Raw genomic sequence first — 26,224 nt, forward strand, 5'->3', positions numbered from 1 at the left:
CACCCGTTCAGCGGGATGGCCGTTTCGACCGAATCACCTGGACGATTCGACGGCCGGCGGTACGGTGTGCGGATGCTGCTGCCCGATGGCTTCCCAGGTCAGCGGTTGCGCGTGCTGCCGCGGCCGCTGGTGGCGTCGGCCCTGCGCAGAGCCCCGACCTCGGGCCTGCTCGTCACCGACGCCGGGTACTTCCCCAGCGCGGCCAACCACGGCAAGCACCGCCCGCGCAGCGCACCAGAAGCCATCGTGATCGTCTGCACCGACGGGGTCGGGCACTGCGAGGTCGACGGCAGGGTGAGCGTGATCAGGCCGGGGAACGCCCTCGTCCTGCCCCCATCCCGCCCGCACTTCTACTGGGCGGACGCGCGCGACCCCTGGACGATCTGGTGGCTGCACGCCGCGGGCTCCCAGGTCTCGGAGCTGCTCTCGGTCGTCACGCCGGACGGCGGAGAAGCCATCATCGAGGTGCGCGACGCCTACCGGGCCGTCTCGGCGATCGACGACGCCATCGGCTTCCTCGAACGAGCCGAGACCTTCCCGCACCTTATCTCGGCTTCCGGCGCGGGCTGGACCCTGCTGGCGCAGCTGGCCGCGGACGCGCTGACCGAAGCCCACCAGCCCACCGAGCCGGTTCGCCAGGCGCAGGAGTACCTGCGGCACAACTTCGCGAAGCCGGTGATCGTCAAAGAGCTGGCGCGCACGGCAGGCCTGTCCCCCTCGCACTTCGCGGCCCTGTTCCGGCTGGCGGCGGGCTGCGGCGTGGTCGAATACGCCAAGCGCCTGCGGATGGTCCGAGCGCGCGAGCTGCTGGCCACCACGTCCCGCGACATCTCCGAGATCGCCAGGACCATCGGCTACAACGACGCGTTCTACTTCTCGCGCACTTTCCGCAGAGAACACGGTTGCAGCCCCAGCGAGTACCGACGCGGGAAGAACTAGTCGTTGCGGGTCGTGAGGTTTTGACGCGGGGTAGGGCCTGAGGACGGGGGCGGGTCTTCAGCGGCAGGATGAGAACTGCGTGCTCCACCGCAACGCGTCATTGTCTGTCGAAGGCCGCCGCCGTCTCGTGTAGCGCTGCCAGACTCGCCCGGTCACACACGTCGCCGCGGAGATGGGTATCTCACGGCAGTGCGCCTCGAAATGGGTCAACCGCTACCGCCAGTACGGCGAGGCCGGGTTGCTCGACCGGCTCAGCGTCCCACCGCCACCCCCGCGGATCGAGCAGCTACGCCGCCACTACAAGCACTCCGGCTCGGCATTAGCTGGGTCGACAATGGGCTGTTGTTCACCCAGCCTCTGCACCTGGCGGATGTCACCGAGCGGTTCTACGAGATCGGTCTGCCGCCGATCCGGCTGCATGGTCTGCGGCCCGGAGCCGCCACACTGGCGTTGGCCGCCGGTGCGGATATGAAGGTCGTGCAGAGCAAGCTCCGGCACTCGTCGATCACCGTGACATGGACACCTACACCACGGCCTGCCCGAGATCGCACTCGCGGCGGCAGAGGCCACAGCATAGATCATCCCCAGGAACCCCACTCGACAGCTCGGGCGCGTCTCGGGCTCGGATGTGACCACAATGGACAGTAAGGAAGTGGAAGAAATACGTCCAGATAACACAAAACCCCACGTCATCGAAACCGAAAACGTGGGGCCTGAATGTGCGCCATCAGGGACTCGAACCCCGAACCCGCTGGTTAAGAGCCAGCTGCTCTGCCAATTGAGCTAATGGCGCCTGCTTGTTCCGCCGCTTTGGTGTTCCCCTCGGCGACGTGGAAAACATTAACACAGGGTTGCTGGGGCCCGTTTCAGGGGGTCCCCTCCGGCCGCCGTGGGCGTCACGGGGACGGATTCGGCCATCCGGCCGCGAGCGTTGCGGCCGGTCAGGCAGACTATAGCCAGACGTAGGGGTTGGTACCACGCGAAACGGGCGGTGTGCATGAGGGTCTGGGGAGCGACGGGGCGGTCGCGGGTGGCGTTGGTGGCTGTGGTGGTCGGGTTCACACTCGCGGCGTGCAGTAGTACACCGTCGGGTGAATCGCCGTCTCCGGGTGGTACTCCCGGTGGTTCCCAGCAGAGCGGTGAGGCCGCTCCGGCTCCGAAGCCCGCCGCGATGACGCTGACTCCGGCGCAGGGCGCGGCGGACGTGGCGCCCGGCGAGCCGGTGTCCGTCGCCGTCGCCGACGGCAAGGTGGGCGAGGTCAAGCTGGCCGGCACCGATGGCAAGGTCGTCGCGGGCAAGCCGAAGGAGGACGGTTCGGGCTGGGAGTCGTCGGAACCGCTCGGCTACGGCAAGAGCTACACCGTCACCGCCGCCGCGACCGGCACCGACGGCAAGCCGGTCACCGCGACCTCGACGTTCTCCACGGCCAAGGCGGGCCGTCAGATCGGTGTCTCGATCAACCTGGTCGAAGGTGAGACGGTCGGCGTCGGCCTGCCGTTGATCTTCAGCTTCACCGGCAACGTGCCGGACAAGGCGGCGACCGAGAAGGCGCTGAAGATCGTGACCGAGCCGCCGGCCGAGGGCGCTTTCCATTGGTTCGGTGAGAAGACCGTGATGTGGCGGCCCAAGGAGTACTTCAAGCCGGGCACGAAGATCTCGGTCAACGCGGCCATCTACGGCAAGAACCTGGGCAACAACACCTTCGGTCGCGAGGACAAGCCCGCCAAGGTGGTCGTCGGCGACAAACTGGTCGCGACCGCCGACGGCGGCACGCACCAGATGAAGGTCGTGGTGAACGACCAAGAAGTCAAGCAGATGCCGATCTCGATGGGCAAGCCGTCGAGCAGCACTCCCACCGGGACTTACACGGTGATGAGCGAGCACACCGGGTACACAATGGACTCGAGTACCTACGGCGTCCCGACGGACAGCAAGGCCGGCTACCGGACGTTCGTGAAGTACGCGGTGCGGATGTCGAACAGCGGCATCTTCTACCACTCGGCGCCGTGGTCGGTCGGATCGCAGGGCAAGCGGAACGTGAGCCACGGCTGCATCAACCTGTCGACGGAGAACGCGAAGTGGCTGATGGACACTTCGAAGAAGGGCGACATCATCACGGTCGCCAACTCGGGTCCGCAGGTACTGAAGCCGACCGACGGCTGGTCGGTGTGGCAGATGTCGTGGGACGACTGGAAGACCGGCGGCGACCGCAACTGACGCGACGCCATGAGGGGTCCCCTAGGACGAAATCGGTCCTGAAGGGACCCCTCATGGTGTTCCGGAGGTCGAGGTGAGCCGCGCCGCGGTCACGGTTGCGATCGGACCAGGCGTCACCGGCGGCGTGGGTTTTCGGTTCGACGGCGAGGCCGTACAGGCCCCGGCGAGCATGCAGAATCCCAAACCGCAAGACCGGCCATCGTTCAATGGCATTCTCCGCGCGTGAACCCGCGCGATCGCCACGCCGTGTCACCGGCGGCCCCGGGAAAAGCGAAACCCCAGTCCGGATGAAGGCCGTGAGACCCGACCAAACTGGGGTGATGGGGTGAGCGACGGGTTTCGAACCCGCGACCTCCTGGACCACAACCAGGTGCTCTACCAACTGAGCTACGCCCACCATCGCCAGGCTCGGGAAGCTTCCCCATCACCTCGGCCGCACTATATTAGCGTGCCCGTTTCCGGGGCTCGCAACGGGTTACGGTTCGTGGCGTTCCTGCACTTCAGCGGCAGCGGCCTTGGCCTGTTCGGTGGTCGGTCCGGGCTGCGGGACGAAGGCCACGCGACGGTAGTAGTCGAGTTCGCCGATGGATTCCTTGATGTCGGCGAGCGCGCGGTGGGCGAGGCCCTTCTCGGGCTTGGCGTAGTAGATCCGCGGGTACCAGCGCCGGACGAGTTCCTTCACCGACGAGACGTCGACCATGCGGTAGTGCAGGTGCTCGTCGAGAGCGGGCATGTCGCGGGTGATGAAGCCGCGGTCGGTAGCGATGGAGTTGCCGGCGAGCGGGGCGACGTTGGCCTCGGGCACGTGCGCGCGGATGTACTCGAGGACGCGCCGCTCGGCCTCCTCCATGGTGACCGTGGAGCGCCGGACCTCTTCGGTGAGGCCGGAGTGGGCGTGCATCTCGCGGACGACCTCGGGCATGCCGTCGAGGGTTTCGTCGTCGGCGTGGATGACGATGTCGACGCCTTCGCCGAGGACGTTGAGTTCGGCGTCGGTCACCAGCGCGGCTATTTCGATCAACGCGTCCTTGCCGAGGTCGAGCCCCGTCATTTCGCAGTCGATCCAGACTAGGCGGTCGTTCACCCCGGAACCCTAACCCGACCCGGGAATTCGGGGCGCGCGACGTGCGGGTTCGGCGGCTAACTGGCAGCGTGTGCACCCTCAGGTGAGCCGTATCACAGACCAGGGAGCGACAGTGGCCGAACAGGGTCCAGCCCAGGAGATCGCGCAGGGTTACGTGAGCGAGGGGGCGGCGGTCGAGTTGGGTGCCGTCGTGATCGACGGCAAGGCCGAGGCGGGTGCCGCGGTCCGTCGGGGCTCGCGGCGCAGGGCGAGAGCAACGACAAGATCGCCGAACGCGTGGAAGAACTGGGTGATCAGTGGGAGCCGTCCGCGTTCCCCGTGCAGTTCCTGTCGCTGGGCACGGGTGGCAAGGGATCGCCGATCCGGGCGACGATCACGAGTTTCGGCCCGATCCTGCTGTCGAAGGTGCTGGGGCTCAACGAAACCCAAGAGTCGACGCTCGGCCTGATCTTTCATTGGGCCGATCAGCGCGGCCTCGCGCTGCTGGACTCGAAGGACCTCCGTTCGGTCATCACGCACCTGACCAGTGACGAGGGCAAAGGGGACCTGAAGGGCATCGGCGGCGTCTCCACCGCGACGGCCGGGGTGATCCTCCGGGCGCTGTCCAATCTGGAGGCTCAAGGCGGTGAGGACTTCTTCGGCGAGCCCGAGCTGGACGTCCACGACCTGATGCGCCAGGTCGATGGCAAGGCGATGGTGACCTTGCTGGAGCTGGACAACCTCCAGTCGAAACCCGCGCTGTTCTCGACGTTCCTCATGTGGCTGCTGGCCGAGTTGTTCGAGGAACTGCCCGAAGAGGGCGACCTCGACAAGCCGAAACTGGTGTTTTTCTTCGACGAAGCACACTTGCTGTTCCACGATGCGTCGAAGGCGTTCCTGGAACGCATCGAGCAGACCGTGAAGCTGATCCGCTCCAAGGGTGTCGGCGTGTTCTTCTGTACGCAGCTCCCGACGGACATCCCGAACAACGTCCTGTCCCAGCTGGGCGCTCGGGTGCAGCACGCGTTGCGCGCCTTCACGCCCGAGGACCAGGCAGCGCTGACGAAGACGGTGAAGACGTACCCGAAGACGGAGCACTACGAACTGGACTTGGCGCTGACGTCGCTCGGTATCGGCGAAGCGATCGTCACGGTGCTTTCCGAGCGGGGCGCGCCGACGCCTGTCGCGTGGACCCGCCTTCGCGCGCCGCGGTCGAAGATGGGGTCCATCGGGGCCGAAGCCATCTCCGCGGCGACGACGTCTTCGGATCTGCACGCGAAGTACGCCAAGACGATCGACCGCGAGTCGGCCTACGAGAAGCTCGCGGCGAAGGTGGCCGCGCCGCCCGCCGGTGAGGCTCCGCCGGAAGTGCCCCCGGCGCCGAAACCCGAGAAGGAAGGGCCTGGGATGGTCGAGCAGGCGATGAAGAACCCGGCGGTGAAGTCGTTCCTTCGCTCCGCGGCGAGCGCGCTCGGACGGGAGATCACCCGCGGCCTGTTCGGGAACCGGAGGCGGTGAGGAATACCTGACGTGTTTTGTCAGGTATGTGAGACAGGCTCGACGTCATGATCAACACCGCGACAGCGTCGTTCACCGTGGACGGCTGGGATCCGCAGAGCACCGAGAAGGCCGAAGACACCGAGTTCTCGCGAGTGCGGCTGACCAAGACGTTCACCGGTGACGTCGAGGGGACCAGCGCCGTCGAGATGCTCACGGCGGTGAACGAGACGTCCTCGGCGTACGTCGCCTTCGAGCGGCTGGCCGTGTCCGTCGGCGGACGTAGAGGTGGCTTCGTCCTGCACCACTCGGCGGGGGAGAACGGGCATCGCCTGATCGTCTTGCCGGGCTCCGGTCACGGCGAACTGGCCGGTATCACCGGAACTGCGGAGATCGTCCAGGACGACGAAGGCAACCACACTTTCACCCTCACCTACGAACTCTGAAAGTCCGTGAAGGTCTCCCCGCACGAAGGAGGCCTTCACGGACAGTGCCTGCTGGGCCGCCCCCTGACAGCGGTCCAGACGGCCGGGTCAGCCGACGATCTGCTCGACGATCTTCTTCGCGTCGTTGATGGGGATCGCGAAGCCGATGCCGATGCTGCCGGTCGAAGCCGGGTTGTACAGCGCCGAGTTGATGCCGATGACGTTGCCCCGCGCGTCCACCAGCGCCCCTCCCGAGTTGCCCTGGTTGATCGGGGCGTCGGTCTGGATCGCGGTGTAGCTCGGCCCGCTTTCGTTCGTGGTCCTGCTGTAGGGCGAGCGCCGGTCCTGGCCGCCGCTCAACTCGTCGAGCTCGCGGTTCAGCGCGCTCACGATCCCGGTGGTCACGGTGTTCTGCAGTCCGCCGGGCGAGCCGATCGCGACGACCTGTTGTCCCGCGACGAGCTTGCTCGAGTCGCCGAGCGAGGCCGGGGTCAACCCGCTCGCGTTCTTCGCTTGGAGGACGGCGATGTCGGCCTTCGTGTCGGCGCCGACCACGCTCGCCTTGTACTGCTTGCCATCCGAAAGCGTGACGGTCACGTCGCCTAGGGCGTCGTTGACCACATGGGCGTTCGTGACGATGCGCCCGTCCGCCGTCAGGATGACGCCGGAGCCGACAGCCTCACCCTGTGCGGTGGTCACGTTCACCTGGACGACGCTCGGCGTCACCTTCGCGGCGACCCCGCTGACGTCACCCGAAGTGTTGTTCCCGACCAGTTGCCCGTTGGCGACCGAGGACGAACCTGTGCCGGACCCCGACGAAGCGGAGTCGATGCCCATGAGTGCCGCTCCGCCGACACCGCCGACGAGTGCGGCGGCGAGCGCCGTCGCACTGACGAGGACGGCGACCCGGCCGCCCTTCTTACGGGGCGGCGGGGCCGGCGTCTGGGTGAAGAGCGGATTCGGCGCGGCCTGCCAAGGGGTGTGACCGGGGTAATGCTGCTGGTGCGGCGGCTGGTGCCCACCGGTGGAGGCGGGGCCGGGCCGACTCTCGTTCTCTGTCATGGCACCAGATTCGCGCCCGTACTTGTGAATCGCCTGTGGAAATCCCCTGGGCTTTGCTGAGAAGAATCAGCTGAGACTCTGCCCATGCCCTCTCAGCGGAAGAACTTCGAGCGTGTCGACGTTTTCTCAGTCGAAGAACGCCGGTACGTCCAGCGCGCCGCCCGAAGCCTCGAACTCTTCGTGCACCGCGGCACGGAGTTTCGCGTCGGCCAGGTAGTCGACGGCGGTCATCGCCAGCCCCAGCGCGCCGTCGACGACCGCGCGATCACCGTCCGGCGAACCGGCCGCGGCCGCGAACTCCTTGGTGTGCAAGGCGGTCGTCGGCCCGGCGATGGCGATCATCGGGTGGATCGCCGGCATCCGGTAGGAGAGGTTGCCGAGATCGGTCGAGCCGGTGAGGAACTCCGGCACGATCCCCGGCGGCAGCGGTTTGCGGCCGGCGTCGACCTGATGCGCCGACCAGCGTCCGGCGAGGGTGGTGTTGAACCGGATCGGCAGGTACGCGGGCTGCTCGTCCCAAAGCAGTTCGACGCCGCAGCCGGTCATCTCCGCCGCGCCGCGCGCGATCGCCGAAACCCGCTCGGCGAGGTCGCGCAGCGTTTCCGGTTGCGCGGAGCGGAGGTAGAACAGCAGCGCCGCCCGTTCGGGAACGACGTTCGGCCGTGCGCCACCGTCGCTGAAGACGCCGTGGACGCGGTCGCTGGAGGGCAGATGCTGCCGAAGTGCCGCGACGCCCTGGTACGCGGCGACGGCGGCGTCGAGTGCGTTGCGCCCCATGAACGGCTGAGCCGAGGCGTGCGCGCCGACACCGTGGAACACCATTTCCAGCTGTCGCCTGCCGAGGAACGGGTGCATGGCGATGTCGTGACTGAAGGGGTGGAGCATGAGCACGGCGTCGACGTCGTCGAAAACGCCCGCGCGGGCCATGGTTTCCTTGCCGCCACCGCCTTCCTCCGCCGGTGTGCCGATCAGCGACACCCGGCCGCCCAGCCGTTCGGCGACCGCCGCCGCACCAAGGAACCCGCCCGCGCCGGCGGTGCAGATGACGTTGTGCCCGCAGCCGTGGCCGAGCCCGGGAAGGGCGTCGTACTCGGAGAGGACCGCGATGTGCGGGCCGGTTCCGGGAGTGCTCGCGACCAAGGCGGTGTCGAGCCCGCCCGCGCCGATGGTCACCTCGTGGCCGTGCCGCTGGAGCAGGTCCCCGAGCGCGCGAACCGAGCGGTGCTCGGCGAAACCCTCTTCGGGATGCGCGTGCAGGTCTCGGCTCAGTTCCACCAATTCCGCCGTCAGCGCGCGGATTTCGGCACCGACGGCGTCCCGTGTGGCGGAGTCCGCGCCATCATGCGGCGAGCCGAGGGGCTCGGCCGCGGTGACGGCGTCCGCGGTCGCTTCGACCAGCGAACGGAGGTAGCTGTCGTCTGGGGGAGTCGGCGAAGCGTGCTCAGAGCGGATCATTTCCGGATGTTAACCGGTAGCTCGCCCGTGACGATCTGCGTGACGCCGGAGTACCGCTCGTCCACGTGGTCGAAGCCGCGCCGGAACAGTTTCACCGCGATCTCGCCGCGATCGAACATCCGCTGTCCGCTCAGCCTGCCGAGGACGGTGTCTGCCAGCCGCATCGGCTGGTCGCTGTGCCGGGCGCTGGTCAGCATCACGAGCGAGCCGCCGGGTTTCAGTACCCGGGCGAACGAATCCAGTGCCGCGTCCGGGTCGGCGAACATGTGCAGTGCGGCGAAACAGCAGAGGGCGTCCACAGTGGAATCGTCGAGCGGCAGATCGACGGCGTCGGCACGCACATAGGCCACCGAAGCGGGGTTGGGTGCGGCGAGTGCCTTCTTCAGCATGGTGACCGAACCGTCGAGCCCGATCGACAGCCCATCCGGGCCGACCGCTTCGCCGAACGCGCGGGTGAACCGGCCGGTGCCGCAGGCGACGTCCAGGGCGACCTGGCCGGGGCGAAGGCCGAGCGCTTCGATCGCGATCCGGACCTCGTCCGCCATGGTCGGGCCGTTCAGTCCCTTCGCGACCCTGCCCAGCGTGGGACGCCAGTACCGCTCGTAGATCAGCGGCACGGCGGAGGTGCGCATGAGCCGCTGCGCGAGGCCGGTCGGCGGCCCCGCCTGCGGAATTTCTCCCAGCAGATCGAGAAAACCTTCCCCTGCCCCGGCGGGCGTGGTACCCGGCCGCAGCAGGCCCAAGAGACGTTCGCGATGGTCCGGCATGACTGCTCCCTTCACGGTGGTCACCCGAGAATCTGCCATGACCGGCCCGTTCGCGACATTCCCGCCACCGCGACCCGAAACTGTCGGTGGCCGTCTCTAGCGTCGGAGGGAGTCACCGTTCCCCAGCCGAAGGAGCCCGAAAATGACCGGCTCGATCCTGCAGCACACCGCCACGACCACGCTTCGCATCCCGGTGCGCGGCCCGTTCGACCTCGACAAGTCCATCCGGTTCCTGACCGATTTCCCGCCCGCGTGCCGCACGGACGCCGATGCCGAACCCGGCACCCTGCGCCTCGCCTTTCCCGCCGAAGCGGGCTGGGAGCACGTCGGTGCGGCCGTCAGACAGAGATCGCCCGGCTCGATCGAGGTGGAGGTCTTCGCCGACGAAGGGCTCGCCGTCGAGGTCGGCGCCCAGGTGCGGAGGATCCTTTCGGTGGACGTCGACGGTGTCGGCTTCGCCAAGGTCGGCACCGCTGATCCCGTGGTGCGCCGCCTTCAGCAGACGTTTCCCGGGCTGCGGCCCGTGCTGTTCCATTCGCCGTACGAAGCGGCCTGCTGGGCGATCCTGAGTCACCGGACGCGGATGTCGCAGGCCGCCACGGTGAAACGACGGCTCGCCGAGGAGTTGGGCAGGCCGGTGAACGTCGGCGGCAAGATCCTCATGTCGTTCCCGGCGCCGGACGTCCTGGCCGGGCCGGAGGCCGGGCGCGGGCTGCCGGAAATGAAGGCCGAGCGGCTGCGTGCGGTGGCCAACGCCGCCAAGGACGGTCTGCTCGACGCCGCGTACCTGCGCGCGATGCCGGTCCCGGACGCGTTGCGCTGCCTGCAGCGGTTGCCGGGGATCGGCCCGTTCTCGGCACAGCTGATCCTGATCCGGGGCGCTGGGCACCCGGACGTCTTCCCCGGAGACGAGCCTCGGTTGCAGGAGGCCATGCGGGCCGCGTACGACCTGCCGCTGGCGCCGCCCGAGGAACTGGAGGAACTGTCCGCGGTGTGGCGGCCGTTCCGCAGCTGGGTGGCCTTCGCCTTGCGCAACGACCGGGAGTTTCGCACGCGCGAGATCGGGGGTTCGATGACCGCCTGACACGGGACGTACCCGGCTTGTGGTGAGCTGGTGCGGTGAGCTCGTCTCCCGCCGAAACGGTTTCCGACATCGCCCAGTCCACCCCGCCCGGCACGATCACCCTGGTCACTGGTGGTCTCGCCCTGCTCGTGGTGCTGTCCGGCAGGCCATGGCGGATCGCCCGCAACGTGATCACGCTCGTACATGAGGCAGGCCACGCGCTGGCGGCCGTGCTGGTCGGCCGACGGCTGCAGGGCATCAAGCTGCACTCGGACACCTCCGGCGTCACCGTCTCCCGCGGGAAGCCGGAGGGACCGGGGATGGCGTTCACCGCGCTGGCCGGGTACCCGGCGGCCGCGGTGCTCGGGCTGGTGTTCGCCGGGTTCCTCTCGTCGGATCTGATCACCGTCGTCCTGATCGTGATGGCCCTGATGCTGCTGGGCGTACTGGTGATGGTGCGCAACACCTACGGCGTTTTCGCGGTGGTCACCAGTTCGGTGGTGCTCGGGTTGGTCGCACTGGTTGCGCCGTCGTGGTTCCAGGCGATCTTCGTCTATCTGCTGACCTGGTTCCTGCTGTTCGGCGGCGTCCGGCCGGTGGTCGAGCTGCAGATCAAACGGCGCCGGGGGTCGGCGCGGGATTCCGACGCCGATCAGCTCGGCAGGCTCACCGGGATGCCCGCGGTGCTGTGGGTGCTGGTGATGGCCGTGCTGACGGTGAGCTGTCTGTTCGCGGGCGGGTTGTGGCTGCTGGAGCCGACCGTCGCCTGACCGGGGCGGTGCGGCAGACTGATGGCTCGTTCCGCGCGGAAGGAGTCACCAGATGGACGAGGTCGCCAAGGCCGTCGAGGAATGCGCTCGATCGGCGAAACGGGCCGCGCCGTCACTGGCCGCCGCCTCCGCGGAGGCGATCGACGCCGCGCTGAACGCCATGGCGGGCAAGCTGGTCGAGCACGCCGACGCGGTGCTGGAGGCGAACCAGGCCGATATCGCGAAGGCACGCGAGGACGGAATGAGCGCCGGGCTCCTTGACCGGCTCACCATCACGCCCGAGCGGTTGACCGGCATGGCCGAGCAGCTCCGCCTCCTGGCCGGCGCGCCGCACCAGGAGCGGTCCGTCGATGTGTCCACTTTGGACGGAGGACTGCGGCTGGTGGAACGCCGCCGCCCGGTCGGCGTGATCGGCGCGAACTACGAGGCGCGCCCGAACGTCACGGTCGACGTCGCCTCGCAGCTGGTGAAGTCACGCAACGGTGGCGTGCTCCGCACGGGTTCCGCCGCGCTCGGCTCGGCCCAGCGCCTGCGCGAGACCGTGATCGCCCCCGCGCTCGCCGAGGCGGGTATCGACCCGGACGTCATCCAGCTGGTGCCCCGCGCCGAGCGCGAAGCGGCTTCCGCGCTGGTGCGTTTCCCCGCGCTCGTACCGCTGGTCATCCTGCGCGGCAGCGGTGACAGCACCCGGGCGCTGGCCACCGAGGCGGCCGTCCACGGCGTCCGCACGCTGGCCCACGCCGACGGCGGTGGTGTGCTGTACATCGACGAGGCGGCTGACACCGACAAGGCACGGGACCTGGTCTTCACCAGCCTCGACCGGCTCGGCGTCTGCAACCGGCTGAACCTGCTGCTGATCCACGAGGACGCCCACGACCGCGTCTGGCCCGGCATCTCCGGCGCGCTGGCCGAACGCGGAGTCACGCCGTCGCTCGCACCCCACGAGCACGCCATCGGCTACGAATGGGCCCTCGACTCCGACCACGAAGCCACCGTCACCGTCGCGAAGGTCGCGAGCCTGCCCGAGGCGGCGGAGATCGCCAACGAGCAGACCTCGGGCCTGGCCGCCGGCATCGCCACCGAAAGCAGCGAAGCCGCCGACGCGTTCTTCGACGCCTATACCGGCACCGGCGTCTTCTGGAACGCCCCCACCCGGCTGCTCGACGGCTTCAAGCTCCTGGCCGTCCCCGAGACCGGCATCAACCTGGACAGGGTCCCGGGTCCGCGTGGCCCGGTCACCTACACCGACCTCTACGTGCGGCAGTACGCCGTGCTGCCCGCCTGACCGCGGGAAGCTCCCGACAGCGGCAGCGATAGCAAAGGTCCCTTGCTCCCGGCGACGGACTCTCGCGACCACTGTGTGGATTGTGGGACATCTGACGTCCCAAGATCTACACGGTCTCGGTTAGGAGCCGACGCCTGAGTTCGAACCCCGCCGGGTCGGAGAGTTCTTCACGTCCAGGACAGAAGCTGTGGAAACAGGGACACTCAACGTCCCTGTTTCCACACAGCCCCAGACCCCGCGAGCCCCCGAGGCGATAGCAAAGGTCCCTTGCTCCCGCGACGAGTGAAGCGCTCAGCGCCGCCGGCGCCGCTTCGAGCGAGGCCGAGGCCGAGAAGGTGACGAGTCCGCTGTGGCGTCCTCGATCTCCTCCACGTCAGAAGACTCCGAAGCGGCGGCCCCAGGCGTCAGCCCCAGCATCTCCGCGGCGAGCTGCTGCGAAGTGGCGAACATTCCCGAGGGCCGATCCCGTGCTCGCCGCAGCGAAGAGGGCCGGAGCCGGCTGTACCCCCGCACCGAAACGGGCCGCCGGGTCCGCACCTCGTACTCCGGGAACTCGAGGAGTTCGGTGGCGAGTTCCTTGTCCACCAGGATGGTGCCCGGCCGCGCGGTGGAGGTGAGGCGGGCGGCGAGGTTCACCACCGAGCCGTAGACGTCGCCGAACCGGAGGAGGATCCGGCCCGACGCCAGGCCGGCGCGCACGGCGGGCAGGGTTTCGTCGGCGTCGGCGCGTTCGGACAGCGCGAGGGCGATCTCGGCGCCGTCGACGGCCGAATCGGCGACGAACAGCACCTCGTCGCCGATCATTTTAACGATCCGCCCGTGGTGCTCGGCGACGACCTCGGTGGCGACGGATTCGAACCGGTCGAGGACGGCGCTCAGCTCGTCCTCGTCGATCTGCCTGGTCAGCCGGGTGTAGCCGACCATGTCGACGAACCCGACGACCTCGGTCCTGGCTTCGAGGTCTTCGTCCGGGGACGCGAACGCCCGCCCGGCGTAGGCCGCGAGGTGCCGTCGCCAGACGAAGTTCTGCACCTTCGCCAGCTCGGGCAGCAGCCGGTCGACGAGCCGCGCGATCTGCGGTTCGCTGGTGCCGATGTCCTTGTTCTCGGTGATCATCGTCCACAGCATGTGGACCTGCCATTCCGCGAGCCGCGAAAGGTGCTGGCCCAGTGCGCGCGTCACCGCCAGCTCGATGCTCGGGTCGATCAGGCCCGAGTTCATCAGCTGGTCGGCGGTGCGGATCGCGTCGATGTCGGCGTCGGTGAAGACGACCTCGTCGTCATCGACGGTCGCGAAGCCCAGCGCACGCCAAAGCCGCCGAGAACGCTCTTCGGGAACGCCTGCCTTCTCGGCGACTTCGAGCCGGGTGTACTTGCGTCTGCCGCCGAGGAGGATCCGTTCGAGACGCTGCTGAAGCGCGTCGGGTGCGGGCTCGCCGGTATCGGCCATTACGTGGTGTGCACGATGAGCACGTCCACCCCGGACTTCCGCGCCACCTCGGACGGCACGGAGCCCAGGATGCGGCCCGCGAGGGTGTTCAGCCCGCGGTTGCCGACCACCAGCAGGTCCGCGGAGCGATCCGCGACGACCTTGCGCAGCGCGTCGACGGGGTCGCCGACGACGGCGGCGGTCTCGATGTTCTGCGCGCCTGCCTTGGCGGCCCGGTCACGGGCGGACAGCAGCGTGTCCTCGGCCGGTGCCGAGCCCACGATCTGGTGCGCCTCCTCACGCAGGGCGTCCTGTGCCTTCTCCACATCGCCCTTGTTGGCGGGGTAGTAGGCGCACACGACGACCAGGGTCGCTCCGGAGTCCCCGGCGACGCCCGCCGCCTTGTCGACCGCGGCGAACGAGGAATCCGAGCCGTCCGTGCCCACGACCACGGTCCGATATGCAGCCATCCGCAACCTCCACCGATCTGTCTGCCGCACCGGCGTGCGAGCAGCGACGATAACCGCTCGCCGACGGTCCCGCAGGGTGTCGTGAGCCCGGTCGGAGAAGAAGGTTACTCGCCAGTCGGTTTCTGCGCTGCCGCAGGTCGAGGTGAAGGCTTCGCGCCGGATGTGGCCTTCGGCACATCGGCCGTCCGGATCTGCACGGTGGCTTCCGAGTCGGGCGACGGCTTCGCCTTGAGATCCGCCGGGACGTGCGGTTCGTCGCCGAGCACGTGCCTCGCTTCGGCGAGCGCGGTCCGCGCGGTGCGGACCTGCTCGGCCAGACTGGAGCGCACCTTGCGGAGCGCTTCGACCCGTTCGGTGGCCTGTGTGATCCGCCGGTTGGACTCCTCCGTGGCCTGCCGGACGCGGCGGCGTGCCTCGTCGGCAGCCTCGGCGAGCCGGGCGTTGGCCTCGGTGATCGAGTCCTGCTTGCGCTTGTTGGCGTCGGCGACGGACTCCCGCTGACGACGCTCGATGTCGGCCTTGGCCGCCGTCTCCTCTTCGAGCACCTTCGCGCGGATGGCGGCGGCGTCCTCGGTGGCCTCGCGGACGCGGCGGGCGGCCTCGGCCTTGCTCGCGGCCTCCTGCTCGGCCAGCGCGTGCATGGCTTCGGTGCGCCGCGACGCCATCGCGATCTCGAAGTCCTCTTCGACCTGCGTGCGGCGCTGCTGCGACTCGACGTCGAGCTTGTCGCGCTCGGCCTTCGCCTTGTCGGTGATGTCCTTGGCCTCGGCGCGCGCGGTCTCCAGCACACCGCGGTGCTCGGCCTCCATCTCCTTGCGGCGGAGGTCGAGTTCGTTGAGCAGCTGCTCGTAGCGGGCGCGCATGGCGCTCGCGTCGGTCTCCGCCTTGGCACGGATGTGCCCGGCTTCGGCTTCCGCGCGCGCCTTGGTGTCGGCGGACTCGTCCTGCGCGAGCCGCAGCATGCGCTGCAGGCGCTCGGAAAGGCCTTCGACGCTCGTCGGCGGCTGGGCCAGCCTGTCGACCTGACCGCGCAGGTCCGCGATCTCGCCGCGCGCGGTCTCCAACTGCCGTGCCAGGTCGCCTGCCTGTCCGATGGCGGCATCGCGATCGGCGGTGAGCATCTTCAGATCGGCGTCCAGCCGTTCCAGATGTTCGTCGACCTGCGCACGGCTGTAACCGCGCTTCGCCACGTCGAAGCCGGCTCCCAGCGGCACTAGCTCCCGTTCCTCGCCAAGGCTCATCCTTCTACCGTAGTCGAGCTGGAGTCACGGAAGGGTGAGCACCCACGCAACGCGCGGCGAAAGTGCGTTCTGGCGCGCTAAACGTTCCTGAACGCGTTGATCCCGTCGATGTGCTTCTCACGCAGTTCGTGGTTCCGGACGCCCAGACCTTCTTCCGGCGCAAGGGCGAGCACGCCGACCTTGCCCTGGTGGGCGTTGCGGTGCACGTCCAGCGCGGCCTGGCCGGTGTCTTCCAGCGCGTAGGTCTTCGAGAGCGTCGGGTGGATCAGACCCTTCGAGATCAGCCGGTTCGCTTCCCACGATTCGCGGTAGTTGGCGAAGTGACTGCCGATGATCCGCTTCAGGTTCATCCACAGATAGCGGTTGTCGTACTGGTGCATGAACCCGGACGTCGACGCGCACGTGACGATCGTCCCGCCCTTGCGCGCGGCGTAAACCGAGGCGCCGAAGGTCTCACGGCCAGGGTGCTCGAAGACGATGTCCGGGTCTTCGCCGCCGGTCAGATCGCGGATCTTCTTGCCGAACCGCTGCCACTCCTTCGGGTCCTGGTTGTTCTCGTCCTTCCAGAACTTGTAGCCCTCGGCGTCGCGGTCGATGATCAGCTCCGCGCCGAGCTTGCGGCAGATCTCCGCCTTCTCGGGACTGGAGACCACGCACACCGGGATCGCGCCGCCGTTGAGTGCGTACTGCGTCGCGTAGGAGCCGAGGCCGCCCGAAGCGCCCCAGATCAGCACGACGTCGCCCTGCTTCATGTCCGCGCCGTTGCGGGAGACGAGCTGCCGGTAGGCCGTGGAATTCACCAGACCGGGGGACGCGGCCTCTTCCCACGTGAGGTGGTCCGGCTTCGGCATCAGCTGGTTCGCCTTGACCAGCGCGATCTCGGCGAGCCCGCCGAAGTTCGTTTCGAAGCCCCAGATCCGCTGCTCGGTGTCGAGCATCGTGTCGTTGTGCCCGTCCGGGCTTTCGAGTTCCACGTTGAGGCAGTGTGCGACGACCTCGTCGCCCGGCTTCCAGTTGTGCACGCCGACGCCGGTGCGCAGCACGACGCCGGACAGGTCCGAGCCGACGACGTGGTACGGCAGGTCGTGGCGCTTCGACAGCGGCGAGAGCCGCCCGTAGCGCTCCAGGAACTTGAAGGTCGAGACCGGTTCGAAGATCGAGGTCCAGACGGTGTTGTAGTTGATCGCGCTCGCCATGACCGCGACCAGCGCCTCGCCGGGGCCGAGTTCCGGTGTCGGGACCTCGTCCACGTGCAGCGACTTGCGCGGGTCCTTGTCCCGGCTTTCGAGGCCCTGGAACATGTCGGCCTCGTCCTTGTGCACGGTCACCCCGCGATAGGTCTCCGGCACGTCGAGCGACGCCACGGCGTCGAGGTCATCGTTCAGAATGGCCTGCTGGATCTCGCCGAGCTGCGTCATCGAAACCTCCGCGGATGGGGGGACGGCGTTGGCGGCACTGCGCTGATACGGCCGCACCGGCAACGAGTGGTTCGCCCAAATTACTCATGGGTAACCAAGTCCACAACTGTACGAGACGTGGAGCACGTCCCCGTCCGAAGTGTTATCGACCGGTCTTGACCGGCCGGCCAATCAAGCGGAGCATCGGTGGTGGAGATCTCTCCGACCTGCAGGTCAAGCCGATTTTCGGAGGTGAGCACGGATGAATGAACCCACGACGCGCCCTTGGAGCCGTCCCCATGACTGGGCGGAGGTGGTCATCGGTGCCGTGGTCGCGCTTTCACCCCTCTGGATGACCACGGACAACACCGCGATGTGGACGCTCGTCGTCCTCGGCGTGCTGATCGCTCTCGACGGCCTCGCGTCGCTTGCGATGCCTGGCATGGTTTACGGCGAAGGCGTTCAGATCGTCCTGGGCGCGCTGCTGTTCATTTCGCCATGGGTGATGGGCTACGCCGACTTCATGGGCGCGTCCTGGACCGCCTGGATCGGCGGCGTCCTGACCGTGGTGGCCGGGGCGGCGGCGATGCCGATCGCACAGGCGACGCACAAGGCGGCGGGACAGCACTGACCCCGGAGGAGACCGCGTGAAAGAGGATTCGGCGAAACAGCGCATCCTGCGGGCCGCGGAGGCGCTTTTCGCCGAATCCGGGTTCGACGCCACCCCCACGTCCCGGATCGCCGAACAGGCCGGTGTGCCCAAAGGCCTGGTGCACTACTACTTCCGGCGCAAGCCGGACCTGCTGTCCGCCCTGGTCGCCGAACTGCCGGACGCCCGGATCGAACCGGCCGTCGTGGTGGTCCCCGGCGACCTCGCGGGCAGCCTGCGCGGCCTCGTCCGCGAACTCGACCGGCGGTTCAACCGGTCCTTGGCGCTGTCACACCTGTTGTGGCGCGAAGCCGACACGCATCGCGCGGTCCGCGACGCGCTGGCCGAACGGTTCCAGCAACTCGTCCGCCAGGTGAAGGCGGTGATCGTCGCCGCGACCGGCGGCAAACTCGCGATCGCCGACGTCGACTCGGCGTCCGGGCTGCTCGCGCGGGCGGTCAGCCACCGCCACGCGACGGCGCGGCACAACGAAGACCGGGACCCCGCCGAGATCGATCGCGAGGTCGCCTTCATCGCCGAGGCGCTGACGCGCGGTCAGTGACCGTCCTTCGCGGGCTCGACCAGTTCCACGAGCACACCGCCGGCGTCCTTGGGATGGATGAAGTTCACCCGGCTGTTGGACGTGCCGCGCTTCGCTTCGTCGTAGAGCAGCCGGAGTCCCCGCGCGCGCAGCGCCGCGGCGGCGGCGTCCACATCGGACACTCGATACGCCAGCTGTTGCAAGCCGGGGCCGCTCTTCGCGAGGAACTTCCCGATCGCCGAGTCGTCGCGCAGCGGCGCGAGGAGCTGGATCGCGGTCTCGGTCCCGGCGGTGCCCGGCGCGCGCAGCATCGCCTCGCGGACGCCCTGCTCCTCGTTGACCTCCTCGTGCGCCACCTCCAGGCCGAAATGCTCGGCGTGGAAGGCGATCGCGGCGTCGAGGTCGGGCACCGCGATGCCGACGTGGTCGATGGCGGTCACGAACGGTTTCAGCGCCTGGTTCATGCAGAGCAGGATAGGTCCGCGAGCGGGCGAACCGGCGTGCGCCGCCTCACACTGTCTCCATCAAGAGGCCGGTTCCCCCGGTATGGTCGCGAAGACCGCCTTTGCCCTTGCGCCGATGCTTGGAGGACGCCGTGTCCGGTTCCGTGATCCTGGGTGCCGCCCGTACACCGATCGGGCGATTGCTCGGTTCCCTGAAGGACTTTTCGGGTGCGCAACTGGGCGGGTTCGCGATCAAGGCGGCGCTCGAACAGGCCGGTGTCTCGCCGGACGCGGTCCAGTACACGATCATGGGCCAGGTGCTCACCGCGGGCGCCGGCCAGATCCCGGCCCGTCAGGCCGCGGTCGCCGGTGGCATCCCGATGACCGTCCCGGCGCTGACCATCAACAAGGTCTGCCTCTCCGGTCTCGACGCCATCGCGCTCGCCGACCAGCTCATCCGCGCGGGTGAGTTCGACCTGATCGTCGCGGGTGGCCAGGAGTCGATGACCCAGGCGCCGCACCTGCTGCCGAAGTCGCGTGCCGGTTTCAAGTACGGCGACACCACGCTCGTCGACCACATGGCTTACGACGGCCTCTTCTGTGCTTTCGACCAGGTCGCGATGGGCTCGTCGACGGAGAAGTACAACAGCCGTTACGGCCTCACCCGCGAGCAGCAGGACGAGTTCTCCGCGCGTTCGCACCAGCGTGCCGCCGCCGCCATCGCGGAAGGCCGCTTCGACGCCGAGATCGCGCCGGTGTCGGTCCCGCAGCGCAAGGGCGACCCGGTCGTCTTCTCGAAGGACGAAGGCGTCCGCGCCGACACCACCGCGGAAAGCCTCGCGAAGTTGCGTCCGGCGTTCGCCTCCGACGGCACGATCACCGCCGGTTCGGCGTCGCAGATCTCCGACGGCGCGGCCGCGGTCGTCGTGGCCAGCAAGGCCAAGGCCGAGGAACTGGGCCTCACCGCGCTCGCCGAGATCGGCGCGCACGGCGTGGTCTCCGGCCCGGACGCCAGCCTGCACGAGCAGCCGTCGAACGCGATCCTGGCCGCGCTGGCCAAGGAGAAGCTGACCGCGGACGCGCTCGACCTGATCGAGATCAACGAGGCGTTCGCCGCCGTCGGGCTGGTCTCCAGTGACAAGCTCGGCATCGACGTGTTCAACACCGACAAGGTCAACGTCGATGGCGGCGCCATCGCGCTCGGTCACCCGATCGGCGCTTCCGGAGCGCGGCTGGCCGTGCACCTGATCCACGAGCTTCGCCGTCGTGGCGGCGGTCTCGGCGCGGCCGCCCTTTGTGGTGGCGGCGGCCAGGGTGACGCGCTGCTGCTGCGCGTTCCGTAAGCCCTTGCCGGTACAGCTGGATATCGACGAACTGGTCGGTCGCGCGCGGGACGGCGTTCCCCGCGCGATCGCCCGGTTGCTGTCGCTGGTCGAGGACGCTCATCCGCAATTGCCCGAGGTCGCGGCGAAACTGACGCCGCACACCGGCAACGCGCGCGTCATCGGGCTGACCGGGCCACCCGGTGTCGGCAAGTCGACATCGACGTCCGCGCTGCTCACGGCCTTGCGAGCGGAGGGCCTGCGGGTCGGGGTGCTGGCGATCGACCCGTCGTCGCCGTTCTCCGGCGGGGCGCTGCTCGGTGACCGGATCCGGATGACCGAGCACGCCACCGACCCTGGTGTGTTCATCCGCTCGATGGCCACCCGCGGGCACCTCGGCGGGCTGTCGTGGGCGACCCCGCAGGCGGTCCGCGTCCTCGACGCGGCCGGGTTCGACGTCGTGCTGATCGAGACCGTCGGGGTCGGGCAGTCCGAAGTGGACGTCGTGAAACTGGCCGACACCACGGTGGTCCTGCTCGCGCCCGGTATGGGCGACGGCATCCAGGCGGCGAAGGCCGGGGTGCTGGAGATCGCGGACGTGTTCGTGGTCAACAAGGCCGACCGCGAGGGCGCGGACGCGACCGTGCACGACCTCAAGCAGATGATCTCCCTGGTGCGCCGGGAGATCCGCGGTCCGAGCTGGCGTCAGCCGATCGTGCGAACGGTGGCATCGAGGGGCGAAGGCGTCGATGACGTCGTCCGCGCGCTGGGCGAACACCACGACTGGCTGGTCCAGCGGGACGAACTGCCCCGGCGGCGGGCGGCACGGGCTCGTGATGAGGTCGAGGCGATCGCCGTCCAGCGGCTGCGCGCGGAGATCGTCGACCTGCGGCACGGTGATCGGCTCGCCGACCTGGCCGAACGCGTGGTGGCGCGAAAGATCGACCCGTTCGCGGCAGCCGCGGAACTGATCGCGGACCTTCGGGACTCGTGAGTGGTAAGGACGGCTCACGAGACCTGACCCATGCGGTCCTGTCGCGCGGTTCGCCCACCTGAAGTACGTAAAGGCGTCCTTCACGCGCCACCGTGGTGACTGGCGCGGGGCCACTGGAGCGACCGGCCGGCTGTTCCAAGTCCGTGAAGGACTCCTTGAGGGACTCTGGGTCCCTCAAGGAGTCCTTCACGGACCGTGATTCGGTACCTAACACACCCTTGGCCCTAATTGTCCTTATCGTTCAAGAGGATCGTTCAGAGGATTTCGATGACGCGGACCTTCGGGGGTCGATTCGGGAAACTGATATCGGTCCAGCGGTTGATTCTCACGTCAGAACCATTGCTGTCGTAGTAGACCAGGTCGTTGTTCCCGGTGGAGATTCGGTCGATCCACCAACCCCCGAAGTTGATCCTCCCGCGGTTGGCGTAGCAGTCGACGCTGCTTCCCCCGCCGAGGTGCGACCAGATCTTCAGGTAGTTCTCCCCTTCTTTGCAGGGAATGTGATCGATGGCCAACGAGGTCCCGGTCGGCACGAGCATCGTGAACGTGGCGGCAGCGGCGGCCGCCACGGCCATGATGCGGCTTGCCTTCTTCTTCTTGTTCGAGATCATGGATTCTCCTTCGGTAGAAATCCGAAAAAAGGAGCTTCACTGTCGAGCATCTCGATCACCGGTGGCGGTTGTCAATTTGCCCACTGTTCTGTGGGTACGTTGGGACAAGCAAGTCTGTTCGTCCGTGCAGCGACTAGAATTCAACATACATTTTGATGTCGCCGAAGTCGCTGTCGAGGTTGTCCAAATGGCTGACGGCGTCCTCTTTCCAGACCTCGAGCTGGTTAGTCTCACCGAAAGTCAGTTCTTCGCCGTCGGCGACCTTGTTGGCGTAATTCGTGATCGTGACGGTCTGTCCTCGGCAGAATTCGACGCGCTCCAGGAACCTGTCCGCCATGTCGGGGTCGAAGACGCGGCCCATCCGGACGTAGCCGTTGTTGATGTGCTCCTCGCAGTAGAAGTGCGCCGCGGCCGAGGCGATCCACTCGGTCAGCGACGCGTCACCGCGCGGCCATTTCTCCCGGACGTGCGACTTGATCTCCCTGGCGAGGCGGATCACCCGGCGGCGTTCGAGGTCGGTCAGCCCGTCCCCCTTGCGGAAGTCGAGGATCATGTCGTCGACGACCTTGGCGAGCCTGAGGACGCGCGGTTTGTCGAGTTCGGCCGGCTTGTCCGGCGGCAGGCCCGCCATGACGCGTTCGTGCACCAGGACGTACTGCGTGTACGCGTACAGGAAGGTCAGCGCGTTCAGCTGCCATTGGTGTCGTTCGGCGATCTCCACGGCTCCGACCCTAACCGCGGACCTACTTCCGGACCTGTGTAAGCGGTGGGGATTCACCCTATGCTCTCTTCTTCGTCCACGGCTGGGAGGCAGGAACCGTGCAGAGGATCGCGAAAGTTTTTGTGGCTGTGCTGGGCGCCGGGCTGATGCTCGCGGTCGGTACCGGAACGGCGTCGGCCGAAGCTGCGCCGCCGAAGGTCACGAAGGGGCCCTGCCAGTACACGCAGACTCCGGACGAGCCCGCCGCGCGGCCGGTTCCGCTGCCGCCGGACCCCCGTCGAACGCCGAACCGGGGCAAGGTGCCGGTGCAGCTGAAGACGAACCAGGGCAAGATCGACCTGACCCTCGATCGGGCGAAGGCGCCGTGCACGGTGCAGAGCTTCCTGCACCTGGCGACGCACCGGTTCTACGACCGCACGACGTGTCACCGGCTGACGGCGTACCCGACGTTGAAGGTGCTGCAGTGCGGCGACCCGAGTGGCACCGGCGAGGGCGGTCCCGGCTACAAGTACAAGGACGAACTGCCCGTCGGTCTGCCGCCCGCGCCGACCGACCCGACAGGTGAGCGGAAGGTGTACTCGCGCGGCGTCCTCGCGATGGCCAACGCGGGTCCGGCGACGAACGGCAGCCAGTTCTTCGTCGTGTACGGCGACTCCGCGCTGCGCCCGAACTACACGATCTTCGGCACTGTCGGCCACGAAGGCCTCGAAACCCTCGACGACGTCGCCGCGGGCGGCATCAAGCCGACTCCGGAAGACCCCGCCCCGGTCGACGGCGCCCCCGTCCGGAAGACCGACATCCAGCGCGCCCGCCCCTGGTACTGCTGACCCCCTGACCCCCTGACCCCCTGCCCCCGTCGCGTTTCGTCCTCTAGTTGCGGTGGTTCGCACAACGAACTACCGCAACTAGAGGACGAAACGCGGGGGGTGTCAGGTGACCTCGAAGATGGCCTCGCGCAGGGCTTGGGTGGCGCCGCCGAAAGCGTGTTTCGCGGCGGCGCCGTATCCGATGATGAGTCCTTCGCGCCGCGGCTCGCCGATCCAGTAGCCGCTCAGCCCTTCGACCCCGATCGCGCGACGGCGGCAGGCGGCCAGCACCTCCATCTCCCCGGGAACTGCACCGGGGAACTGGAGCACCAGATGCAGCCCCGCCGAGATGCCCTGCGGCAGCACGGAATCCGGCAGGGCCGCCAGCAGCCGGTCACGCCGGGAGCGGTACTCGGCGCGGCACCGGCGGATGTGCTGGTCGTAGGCGCCCGATTCGATCAGTTCGGCCATCGTCAGCTGGTCCAGCAGGGCAGGCCGCGCCCCGCTCGCATACATCTCCGCACGCACCGGTTCGACGAGGAACCGCGGCAGCACCATCCACCCCAGGCGCAGCGACGGCGCGAGGGTCTTGCTCGTCGTCCCCACGTACACGACCCGTTCGGGTGCCAACGCCTGCAACGCGCCGACCTGCTGGCGGTCGAACCGGAACTCGCCGTCGTAGTCGTCCTCGATGACGATGGCGCCGGTTTTCGCCGCCCAGCGGGCGAGTTCCGCCCGTCGCGCGGCGGCGAGGGTGACACCCAGCGGATACTGGTGCGCCGGGGTGACCACCACCGCCGGACTGTCCAAAGCGGACACCTCGATCCCGTGGTCGTCGACGGGGACGCCGACCACCCTGGACCCGTTCGCCGCGGCGATGTCCCGATAGATGTGCAGCGACGGGTTCTCGAACGCGATCTCTTCCGCGCCGCGTGCGCGCAGGACCCGCGTCAATATCGCGATCGCGTGCGAGAACCCGGCGCACACCAGGATGCGCTCGGGGTCGGCGACCACGCCGCGGCTCCTGGCCAGATACGCGGCGACCGTCTCCCGCAGTTCCGCCGCACCGGACTCGGCCGTGTAGTCGAAGGCCGGCATCGGCGCCTGGTGCAGTGCCCGCCGGGTCGCCGCGAGCCAGGCCGACCGGGGGAACGCGGACAGGTTCGGCCTGCCGGGGCGCAGATCCCAACGCGGCGCCGGGTCGCGGGGGACGGGCCTCGGTGGCGACGCGGGCAGCGCGCCCGCCGTCGCGACGCGGGTCGGGGCGCCCTGAGCGGTCCGCAGATACCCCTCCGCGGCGAGGTCGGAGTAGACGCGGGTGACCGTCCCCCTGGCGACGCCGAGGTCCTGGGCCAGCGCCCGGGTGGACGGCACGGCCGCGCCCGCCTGCCAGCGGCCTTCCCGGATGGCGGCGCGGATCGCGGCGGCGAGCCCGGTCCGGCCGCTTTCGGGGCACCAGTCCAGGTGGACGTCTATTCCCGAACTGGACCATGATTCTTCCATGCGACTGGACCATACGCGTGGGCCAGTTGCCGCTAGATTCGAGCCATGACCGAACGAATCCACGTGGGCAAACGAGTGCCCGAGATCTACCAGGCGATGGCGAAACTGCAAGCCGAAGTCGAGAAGGCCGCCGTCAACGCCGGTGTCGACCAGAAGATCCTCGAACTGGTGAAGATGCGGTCGTCGCAGATCAACCACTGCGCGTTCTGCCTCGACATGCACTCTCACGACGCGCTGCAGATGGGTGAGTCGCCGCGGCGGCTGTTCGTGCTGCAGGGCTGGCGCGAGACCGAACTCTTCACCGAGCAGGAGCGCGCCGCGCTCGCGCTCACCGAGGCGATCACGAACCTGGCGACCGTGCACGAGGTCCCGGACGACGTCTACGAAGAGGCCACCCGCGTCTTCACCGAGGAGCAGTACCGCACCGTCGTTTGGGAGGCCATCGCGATCAACAGCTGGAACCGCATGTGCGTGATCAGCCACGCGCCTCTGCCCGAGCGCGCCGAATGACCGCGGCGCGGCTGAGGGAACTGCACGTCGCGGGTACGCCGCTGCTCCTGCCGAACGCGTGGGACGCCGACAGCGCGCGTCTTGTGGAGGCGGCCGGATTCCCTGTGGTGGCAACGAGTTCCTTCGCCATCGCGAAGACGCTCGGTTACGACGACGGGGAGGACGCGCCGGCCGCCGAGATGTTCGCGGCCGCCGCACGGATCGCGCGGGCGGTGTCCGTGCCGGTCACCGTCGACGTGGAATCCGGCTACGGCCTCGAAGCGGGGGTACTCGCCGAGAGGCTGGCCGAGACCGGCGCGGTCGGCTGCAACTACGAGGACACCGACCACGCGGCCGGCGGGCTGAGACCGCTGGAAGCGCAGGCGGAACGGATCGCTCAGCTGCGGAAGGCCGCCGGGGACGCGTTGGTGATCAACGCCCGTGTCGACGTCTTCCTCGGCGCGTCCGACGAGCGAGCCGTCCTGGACGACGGAATCGCGCGGGGCCGGGCGTATCTCGAGGCAGGGGCGGACTGCGTCTACCCGATCCTGATGAAGTCGCAGGAGGTACTGGCCGACTACGTGAAGGCCGTCGCTCCCGGCGCGGTCAACGTCGCACCGCTTCCCGGGGGCTACGATCTCTCCGCGCTCGCCGCACTGGGGGTGGCGCGGATCTCTCTGGGCACCGGGCTGTGGAAGTCGGTCCGCGCCGATATCCGGGCGAAACTGGCCGACCTGGCAGCGGGGAAGCTGCCGTACTAGAGGCTGAAGGGGACCATGCCCGCGTAGTACGCGGTGAAGGGGACTTTCCCCGCATCGTATGTGGGGAAAGTCCCCTTCAGCTCCTGGGGAAGGGGAACCGGGACGGTGCGGCCGGGGGCGTTGGATGCCGGCCGCACCGCCCCGGCGACTTAGTGGGTGACGGCTTTCTCTGCGCCCGCGCCGGTGAGGGAGCGGACCTCCATCTCGGCGTACTTCTTCTGGTTGTGTTCTTTGGACAGCACGGTGCCGAGCCAGCCGAGGAAGAACGCGACGGGGATCGAGACGATGCCGGGGTTGTCGAGCG

The 26,224-nt window shown here is 68.3% G+C and carries 25 protein-coding genes, 2 tRNA genes and 2 pseudogenes; 15 read left to right on the forward strand and 14 right to left on the reverse strand.

Going from position 1 to position 26,224, the window contains the following annotated elements:
- Positions 1-72: 72 nt before the first annotated feature.
- Positions 73-939: a helix-turn-helix domain-containing protein gene (locus ACM6LR_RS15915; RefSeq protein WP_414939180.1), complete on the forward strand. Its 867-nt coding sequence runs from the start codon at positions 73-75 to the stop codon at positions 937-939.
- A 79-nt stretch (positions 940-1,018) separates the two neighbouring features.
- Positions 1,019-1,264, forward strand: a pseudogene (locus ACM6LR_RS15920) (helix-turn-helix domain-containing protein); the annotation flags it as partial.
- A 395-nt stretch (positions 1,265-1,659) separates the two neighbouring features.
- Here the strand turns inward: ACM6LR_RS15920 and ACM6LR_RS15925 are convergent.
- Positions 1,660-1,732, reverse strand: a tRNA-Lys gene (locus tag ACM6LR_RS15925).
- A 204-nt stretch (positions 1,733-1,936) separates the two neighbouring features.
- Here ACM6LR_RS15925 and ACM6LR_RS15930 point away from each other — a divergent pair.
- Positions 1,937-3,157: a L,D-transpeptidase gene (locus ACM6LR_RS15930; RefSeq protein ID WP_414941507.1), complete on the forward strand. Its 1,221-nt coding sequence runs from the start codon at positions 1,937-1,939 to the stop codon at positions 3,155-3,157.
- Positions 3,158-3,478: 321 nt separating this feature from the next.
- Here the strand turns inward: ACM6LR_RS15930 and ACM6LR_RS15935 are convergent.
- Positions 3,479-3,554: transfer RNA gene (locus tag ACM6LR_RS15935), tRNA-His, on the reverse strand.
- Between the two features lie 78 nt (positions 3,555-3,632).
- Positions 3,633-4,241, reverse strand: a complete 609-nt coding sequence (gene orn, locus ACM6LR_RS15940) for an oligoribonuclease (protein ID WP_414941506.1) — start codon at positions 4,239-4,241, stop codon at positions 3,633-3,635.
- A gap of 112 nt (positions 4,242-4,353) precedes the next feature.
- On the opposite strand from orn, the pseudogene ACM6LR_RS15945 reads away from it, so the two are divergent.
- Positions 4,354-5,738 (forward strand): annotated as a pseudogene (locus ACM6LR_RS15945) (helicase HerA-like domain-containing protein).
- A gap of 47 nt (positions 5,739-5,785) precedes the next feature.
- Complete coding sequence (locus ACM6LR_RS15950; protein ID WP_414944024.1) at positions 5,786-6,163, forward strand: DUF3224 domain-containing protein; 378 nt, start codon at positions 5,786-5,788, stop codon at positions 6,161-6,163.
- A gap of 87 nt (positions 6,164-6,250) precedes the next feature.
- On the opposite strand, the gene ACM6LR_RS15955 is transcribed toward ACM6LR_RS15950, so the two are convergent.
- From ACM6LR_RS15955 to ACM6LR_RS15965, 3 genes are all read right to left on the reverse strand, one after another.
- Positions 6,251-7,204 carry a trypsin-like peptidase domain-containing protein gene (locus tag ACM6LR_RS15955; protein ID WP_414941503.1) on the reverse strand — a complete coding sequence of 318 codons (954 nt, stop codon included), beginning with the start codon at positions 7,202-7,204 and terminating at the stop codon, positions 6,251-6,253.
- Positions 7,205-7,330: 126 nt separating this feature from the next.
- Entirely contained in the window at positions 7,331-8,659 is a 1,329-nt protein-coding gene (locus tag ACM6LR_RS15960) for a M20 family metallopeptidase (protein WP_414941502.1), read from the reverse strand.
- The gene (locus tag ACM6LR_RS15965; RefSeq protein ID WP_414944025.1) at positions 8,656-9,426 is read right to left on the reverse strand and encodes a class I SAM-dependent methyltransferase; all 771 of its coding nucleotides are present in this window, start codon (positions 9,424-9,426) and stop codon (positions 8,656-8,658) included. The genes ACM6LR_RS15960 and ACM6LR_RS15965 overlap by 4 nt, the downstream gene beginning before the upstream one ends.
- Before the next feature lie 142 nt (positions 9,427-9,568).
- On the opposite strand from ACM6LR_RS15965, the gene ACM6LR_RS15970 reads away from it, so the two are divergent.
- The 3 genes from ACM6LR_RS15970 to ACM6LR_RS15980 are packed head-to-tail and all read left to right on the forward strand — an operon-like array spanning position 9,569 to position 12,544.
- Positions 9,569-10,510 (forward strand): DNA-3-methyladenine glycosylase family protein, encoded by a 942-nt coding sequence (locus ACM6LR_RS15970; protein WP_414941500.1) that lies wholly within the window; start codon positions 9,569-9,571, stop codon positions 10,508-10,510.
- A 35-nt stretch (positions 10,511-10,545) separates the two neighbouring features.
- Positions 10,546-11,259 carry a M50 family metallopeptidase gene (locus ACM6LR_RS15975; RefSeq protein ID WP_414941499.1) on the forward strand — a complete coding sequence of 238 codons (714 nt, stop codon included), beginning with the start codon at positions 10,546-10,548 and terminating at the stop codon, positions 11,257-11,259.
- A 52-nt stretch (positions 11,260-11,311) separates the two neighbouring features.
- Positions 11,312-12,544, forward strand: coding sequence for an aldehyde dehydrogenase family protein (locus ACM6LR_RS15980; RefSeq protein ID WP_414941498.1), 1,233 nt, complete (start codon positions 11,312-11,314; stop codon positions 12,542-12,544).
- Between the two features lie 291 nt (positions 12,545-12,835).
- On the opposite strand, the gene ACM6LR_RS15985 is transcribed toward ACM6LR_RS15980, so the two are convergent.
- The 4 genes from ACM6LR_RS15985 to ccrA form a co-directional block, all read right to left on the reverse strand.
- Positions 12,836-13,993: an adenylate cyclase regulatory domain-containing protein gene (locus tag ACM6LR_RS15985; RefSeq protein WP_414941497.1), complete on the reverse strand. Its 1,158-nt coding sequence runs from the start codon at positions 13,991-13,993 to the stop codon at positions 12,836-12,838.
- A complete protein-coding gene (locus tag ACM6LR_RS15990) occupies positions 13,993-14,442 on the reverse strand; it encodes a universal stress protein (RefSeq protein ID WP_414941496.1) in 450 nt (149 codons plus the stop codon). Before ACM6LR_RS15990 ends, ACM6LR_RS15985 begins: the two co-directional genes overlap by 1 nt.
- 104 nt (positions 14,443-14,546) lie before the next feature.
- Positions 14,547-15,656, reverse strand: a complete 1,110-nt coding sequence (locus ACM6LR_RS15995; protein ID WP_414941520.1) for a chromosome segregation protein — start codon at positions 15,654-15,656, stop codon at positions 14,547-14,549.
- Positions 15,657-15,760: 104 nt separating this feature from the next.
- A complete protein-coding gene (ccrA, locus tag ACM6LR_RS16000) occupies positions 15,761-17,101 on the reverse strand; it encodes a crotonyl-CoA carboxylase/reductase (protein WP_414941495.1) in 1,341 nt (446 codons plus the stop codon).
- A 241-nt stretch (positions 17,102-17,342) separates the two neighbouring features.
- Between ccrA and ACM6LR_RS16005 the strand changes: the two genes are divergently transcribed.
- Together ACM6LR_RS16005 and ACM6LR_RS16010 are read left to right on the forward strand one after the other, a co-directional pair.
- Positions 17,343-17,711, forward strand: a complete 369-nt coding sequence (locus tag ACM6LR_RS16005) for an SPW repeat protein (protein ID WP_414941494.1) — start codon at positions 17,343-17,345, stop codon at positions 17,709-17,711.
- A gap of 16 nt (positions 17,712-17,727) precedes the next feature.
- Positions 17,728-18,291 (forward strand): TetR/AcrR family transcriptional regulator, encoded by a 564-nt coding sequence (locus ACM6LR_RS16010; protein WP_414941493.1) that lies wholly within the window; start codon positions 17,728-17,730, stop codon positions 18,289-18,291.
- Here ACM6LR_RS16010 and mce read toward each other — a convergent pair.
- Complete coding sequence (gene mce, locus ACM6LR_RS16015) at positions 18,285-18,734, reverse strand: methylmalonyl-CoA epimerase (RefSeq protein ID WP_414941492.1); 450 nt, start codon at positions 18,732-18,734, stop codon at positions 18,285-18,287. The genes ACM6LR_RS16010 and mce overlap by 7 nt on opposite strands.
- Before the next feature lie 131 nt (positions 18,735-18,865).
- On the opposite strand from mce, the gene ACM6LR_RS16020 reads away from it, so the two are divergent.
- Both ACM6LR_RS16020 and meaB read left to right on the forward strand, forming a co-directional pair.
- Complete coding sequence (locus ACM6LR_RS16020) at positions 18,866-20,056, forward strand: acetyl-CoA C-acetyltransferase (protein WP_414941491.1); 1,191 nt, start codon at positions 18,866-18,868, stop codon at positions 20,054-20,056.
- A gap of 4 nt (positions 20,057-20,060) precedes the next feature.
- Positions 20,061-21,029: a methylmalonyl Co-A mutase-associated GTPase MeaB gene (gene meaB, locus ACM6LR_RS16025; protein ID WP_414941490.1), complete on the forward strand. Its 969-nt coding sequence runs from the start codon at positions 20,061-20,063 to the stop codon at positions 21,027-21,029.
- A 254-nt stretch (positions 21,030-21,283) separates the two neighbouring features.
- On the opposite strand, the gene ACM6LR_RS16030 is transcribed toward meaB, so the two are convergent.
- Both ACM6LR_RS16030 and ACM6LR_RS16035 read right to left on the reverse strand, forming a co-directional pair.
- On the reverse strand, positions 21,284-21,640 hold the full coding sequence (locus ACM6LR_RS16030) for a beta/gamma crystallin domain-containing protein (RefSeq protein ID WP_414941489.1): 357 nt from the start codon (positions 21,638-21,640) through the stop codon (positions 21,284-21,286).
- Between the two features lie 133 nt (positions 21,641-21,773).
- Positions 21,774-22,361 carry a hypothetical protein gene (locus ACM6LR_RS16035; RefSeq protein WP_414941488.1) on the reverse strand — a complete coding sequence of 196 codons (588 nt, stop codon included), beginning with the start codon at positions 22,359-22,361 and terminating at the stop codon, positions 21,774-21,776.
- 146 nt (positions 22,362-22,507) lie between these two features.
- On the opposite strand from ACM6LR_RS16035, the gene ACM6LR_RS16040 reads away from it, so the two are divergent.
- A complete protein-coding gene (locus ACM6LR_RS16040; protein ID WP_414941519.1) occupies positions 22,508-23,188 on the forward strand; it encodes a peptidylprolyl isomerase in 681 nt (226 codons plus the stop codon).
- Positions 23,189-23,290: 102 nt separating this feature from the next.
- Here ACM6LR_RS16040 and ACM6LR_RS16045 read toward each other — a convergent pair whose 3' ends face one another.
- On the reverse strand, positions 23,291-24,670 hold the full coding sequence (locus ACM6LR_RS16045; RefSeq protein ID WP_414944026.1) for a PLP-dependent aminotransferase family protein: 1,380 nt from the start codon (positions 24,668-24,670) through the stop codon (positions 23,291-23,293).
- 45 nt (positions 24,671-24,715) lie between these two features.
- Between ACM6LR_RS16045 and ACM6LR_RS16050 the strand changes: the two genes are divergently transcribed.
- Positions 24,716-25,180 (forward strand): carboxymuconolactone decarboxylase family protein, encoded by a 465-nt coding sequence (locus tag ACM6LR_RS16050; protein WP_414941486.1) that lies wholly within the window; start codon positions 24,716-24,718, stop codon positions 25,178-25,180.
- On the forward strand, positions 25,177-25,920 hold the full coding sequence (locus ACM6LR_RS16055) for an isocitrate lyase/PEP mutase family protein (RefSeq protein WP_414941485.1): 744 nt from the start codon (positions 25,177-25,179) through the stop codon (positions 25,918-25,920). The genes ACM6LR_RS16050 and ACM6LR_RS16055 overlap by 4 nt, the downstream gene beginning before the upstream one ends.
- Positions 25,921-26,224 lie beyond the last annotated feature (304 nt).

The sequence above is a fragment of the Amycolatopsis sp. cmx-11-32 genome, from assembly GCF_047608695.1.
Taxonomy (GTDB): Bacteria; Actinomycetota; Actinomycetes; order Mycobacteriales; family Pseudonocardiaceae; genus Amycolatopsis.

Bases quoted from the DNA above. Each gene is read 5' to 3' on its own strand.
- ACM6LR_RS15915 (WP_414939180.1), top strand. From the start codon at position 73: ATGCTGCTGCCCGATGGCTTCCCAGGTCAGCGGTTGCGCGTGCTGCCG.
- ACM6LR_RS15930 (WP_414941507.1), top strand. From the start codon at position 1,937: ATGAGGGTCTGGGGAGCGACGGGGCGGTCGCGGGTGGCGTTGGTGGCT.
- ACM6LR_RS15950 (WP_414944024.1), top strand. From the start codon at position 5,786: ATGATCAACACCGCGACAGCGTCGTTCACCGTGGACGGCTGGGATCCG.
- ACM6LR_RS15955 (WP_414941503.1), bottom strand. From the start codon at position 7,204: ATGACAGAGAACGAGAGTCGGCCCGGCCCCGCCTCCACCGGTGGGCAC.
- ACM6LR_RS15960 (WP_414941502.1), bottom strand. From the start codon at position 8,659: ATGATCCGCTCTGAGCACGCTTCGCCGACTCCCCCAGACGACAGCTAC.
- ACM6LR_RS15965 (WP_414944025.1), bottom strand. From the start codon at position 9,426: ATGCCGGACCATCGCGAACGTCTCTTGGGCCTGCTGCGGCCGGGTACC.
- ACM6LR_RS15970 (WP_414941500.1), top strand. From the start codon at position 9,569: ATGACCGGCTCGATCCTGCAGCACACCGCCACGACCACGCTTCGCATC.
- ACM6LR_RS15980 (WP_414941498.1), top strand. From the start codon at position 11,312: ATGGACGAGGTCGCCAAGGCCGTCGAGGAATGCGCTCGATCGGCGAAA.
- ACM6LR_RS15985 (WP_414941497.1), bottom strand. From the start codon at position 13,993: ATGGCCGATACCGGCGAGCCCGCACCCGACGCGCTTCAGCAGCGTCTC.
- ACM6LR_RS15990 (WP_414941496.1), bottom strand. From the start codon at position 14,442: ATGGCTGCATATCGGACCGTGGTCGTGGGCACGGACGGCTCGGATTCC.
- ccrA (WP_414941495.1), bottom strand. From the start codon at position 17,101: ATGACGCAGCTCGGCGAGATCCAGCAGGCCATTCTGAACGATGACCTC.
- ACM6LR_RS16005 (WP_414941494.1), top strand. From the start codon at position 17,343: ATGAATGAACCCACGACGCGCCCTTGGAGCCGTCCCCATGACTGGGCG.
- mce (WP_414941492.1), bottom strand. From the start codon at position 18,734: ATGAACCAGGCGCTGAAACCGTTCGTGACCGCCATCGACCACGTCGGC.
- ACM6LR_RS16030 (WP_414941489.1), bottom strand. From the start codon at position 21,640: ATGATCTCGAACAAGAAGAAGAAGGCAAGCCGCATCATGGCCGTGGCG.
- ACM6LR_RS16040 (WP_414941519.1), top strand. From the start codon at position 22,508: ATGCTCGCGGTCGGTACCGGAACGGCGTCGGCCGAAGCTGCGCCGCCG.
- ACM6LR_RS16045 (WP_414944026.1), bottom strand. From the start codon at position 24,670: ATGGAAGAATCATGGTCCAGTTCGGGAATAGACGTCCACCTGGACTGG.
- ACM6LR_RS16050 (WP_414941486.1), top strand. From the start codon at position 24,716: ATGACCGAACGAATCCACGTGGGCAAACGAGTGCCCGAGATCTACCAG.
- ACM6LR_RS16055 (WP_414941485.1), top strand. From the start codon at position 25,177: ATGACCGCGGCGCGGCTGAGGGAACTGCACGTCGCGGGTACGCCGCTG.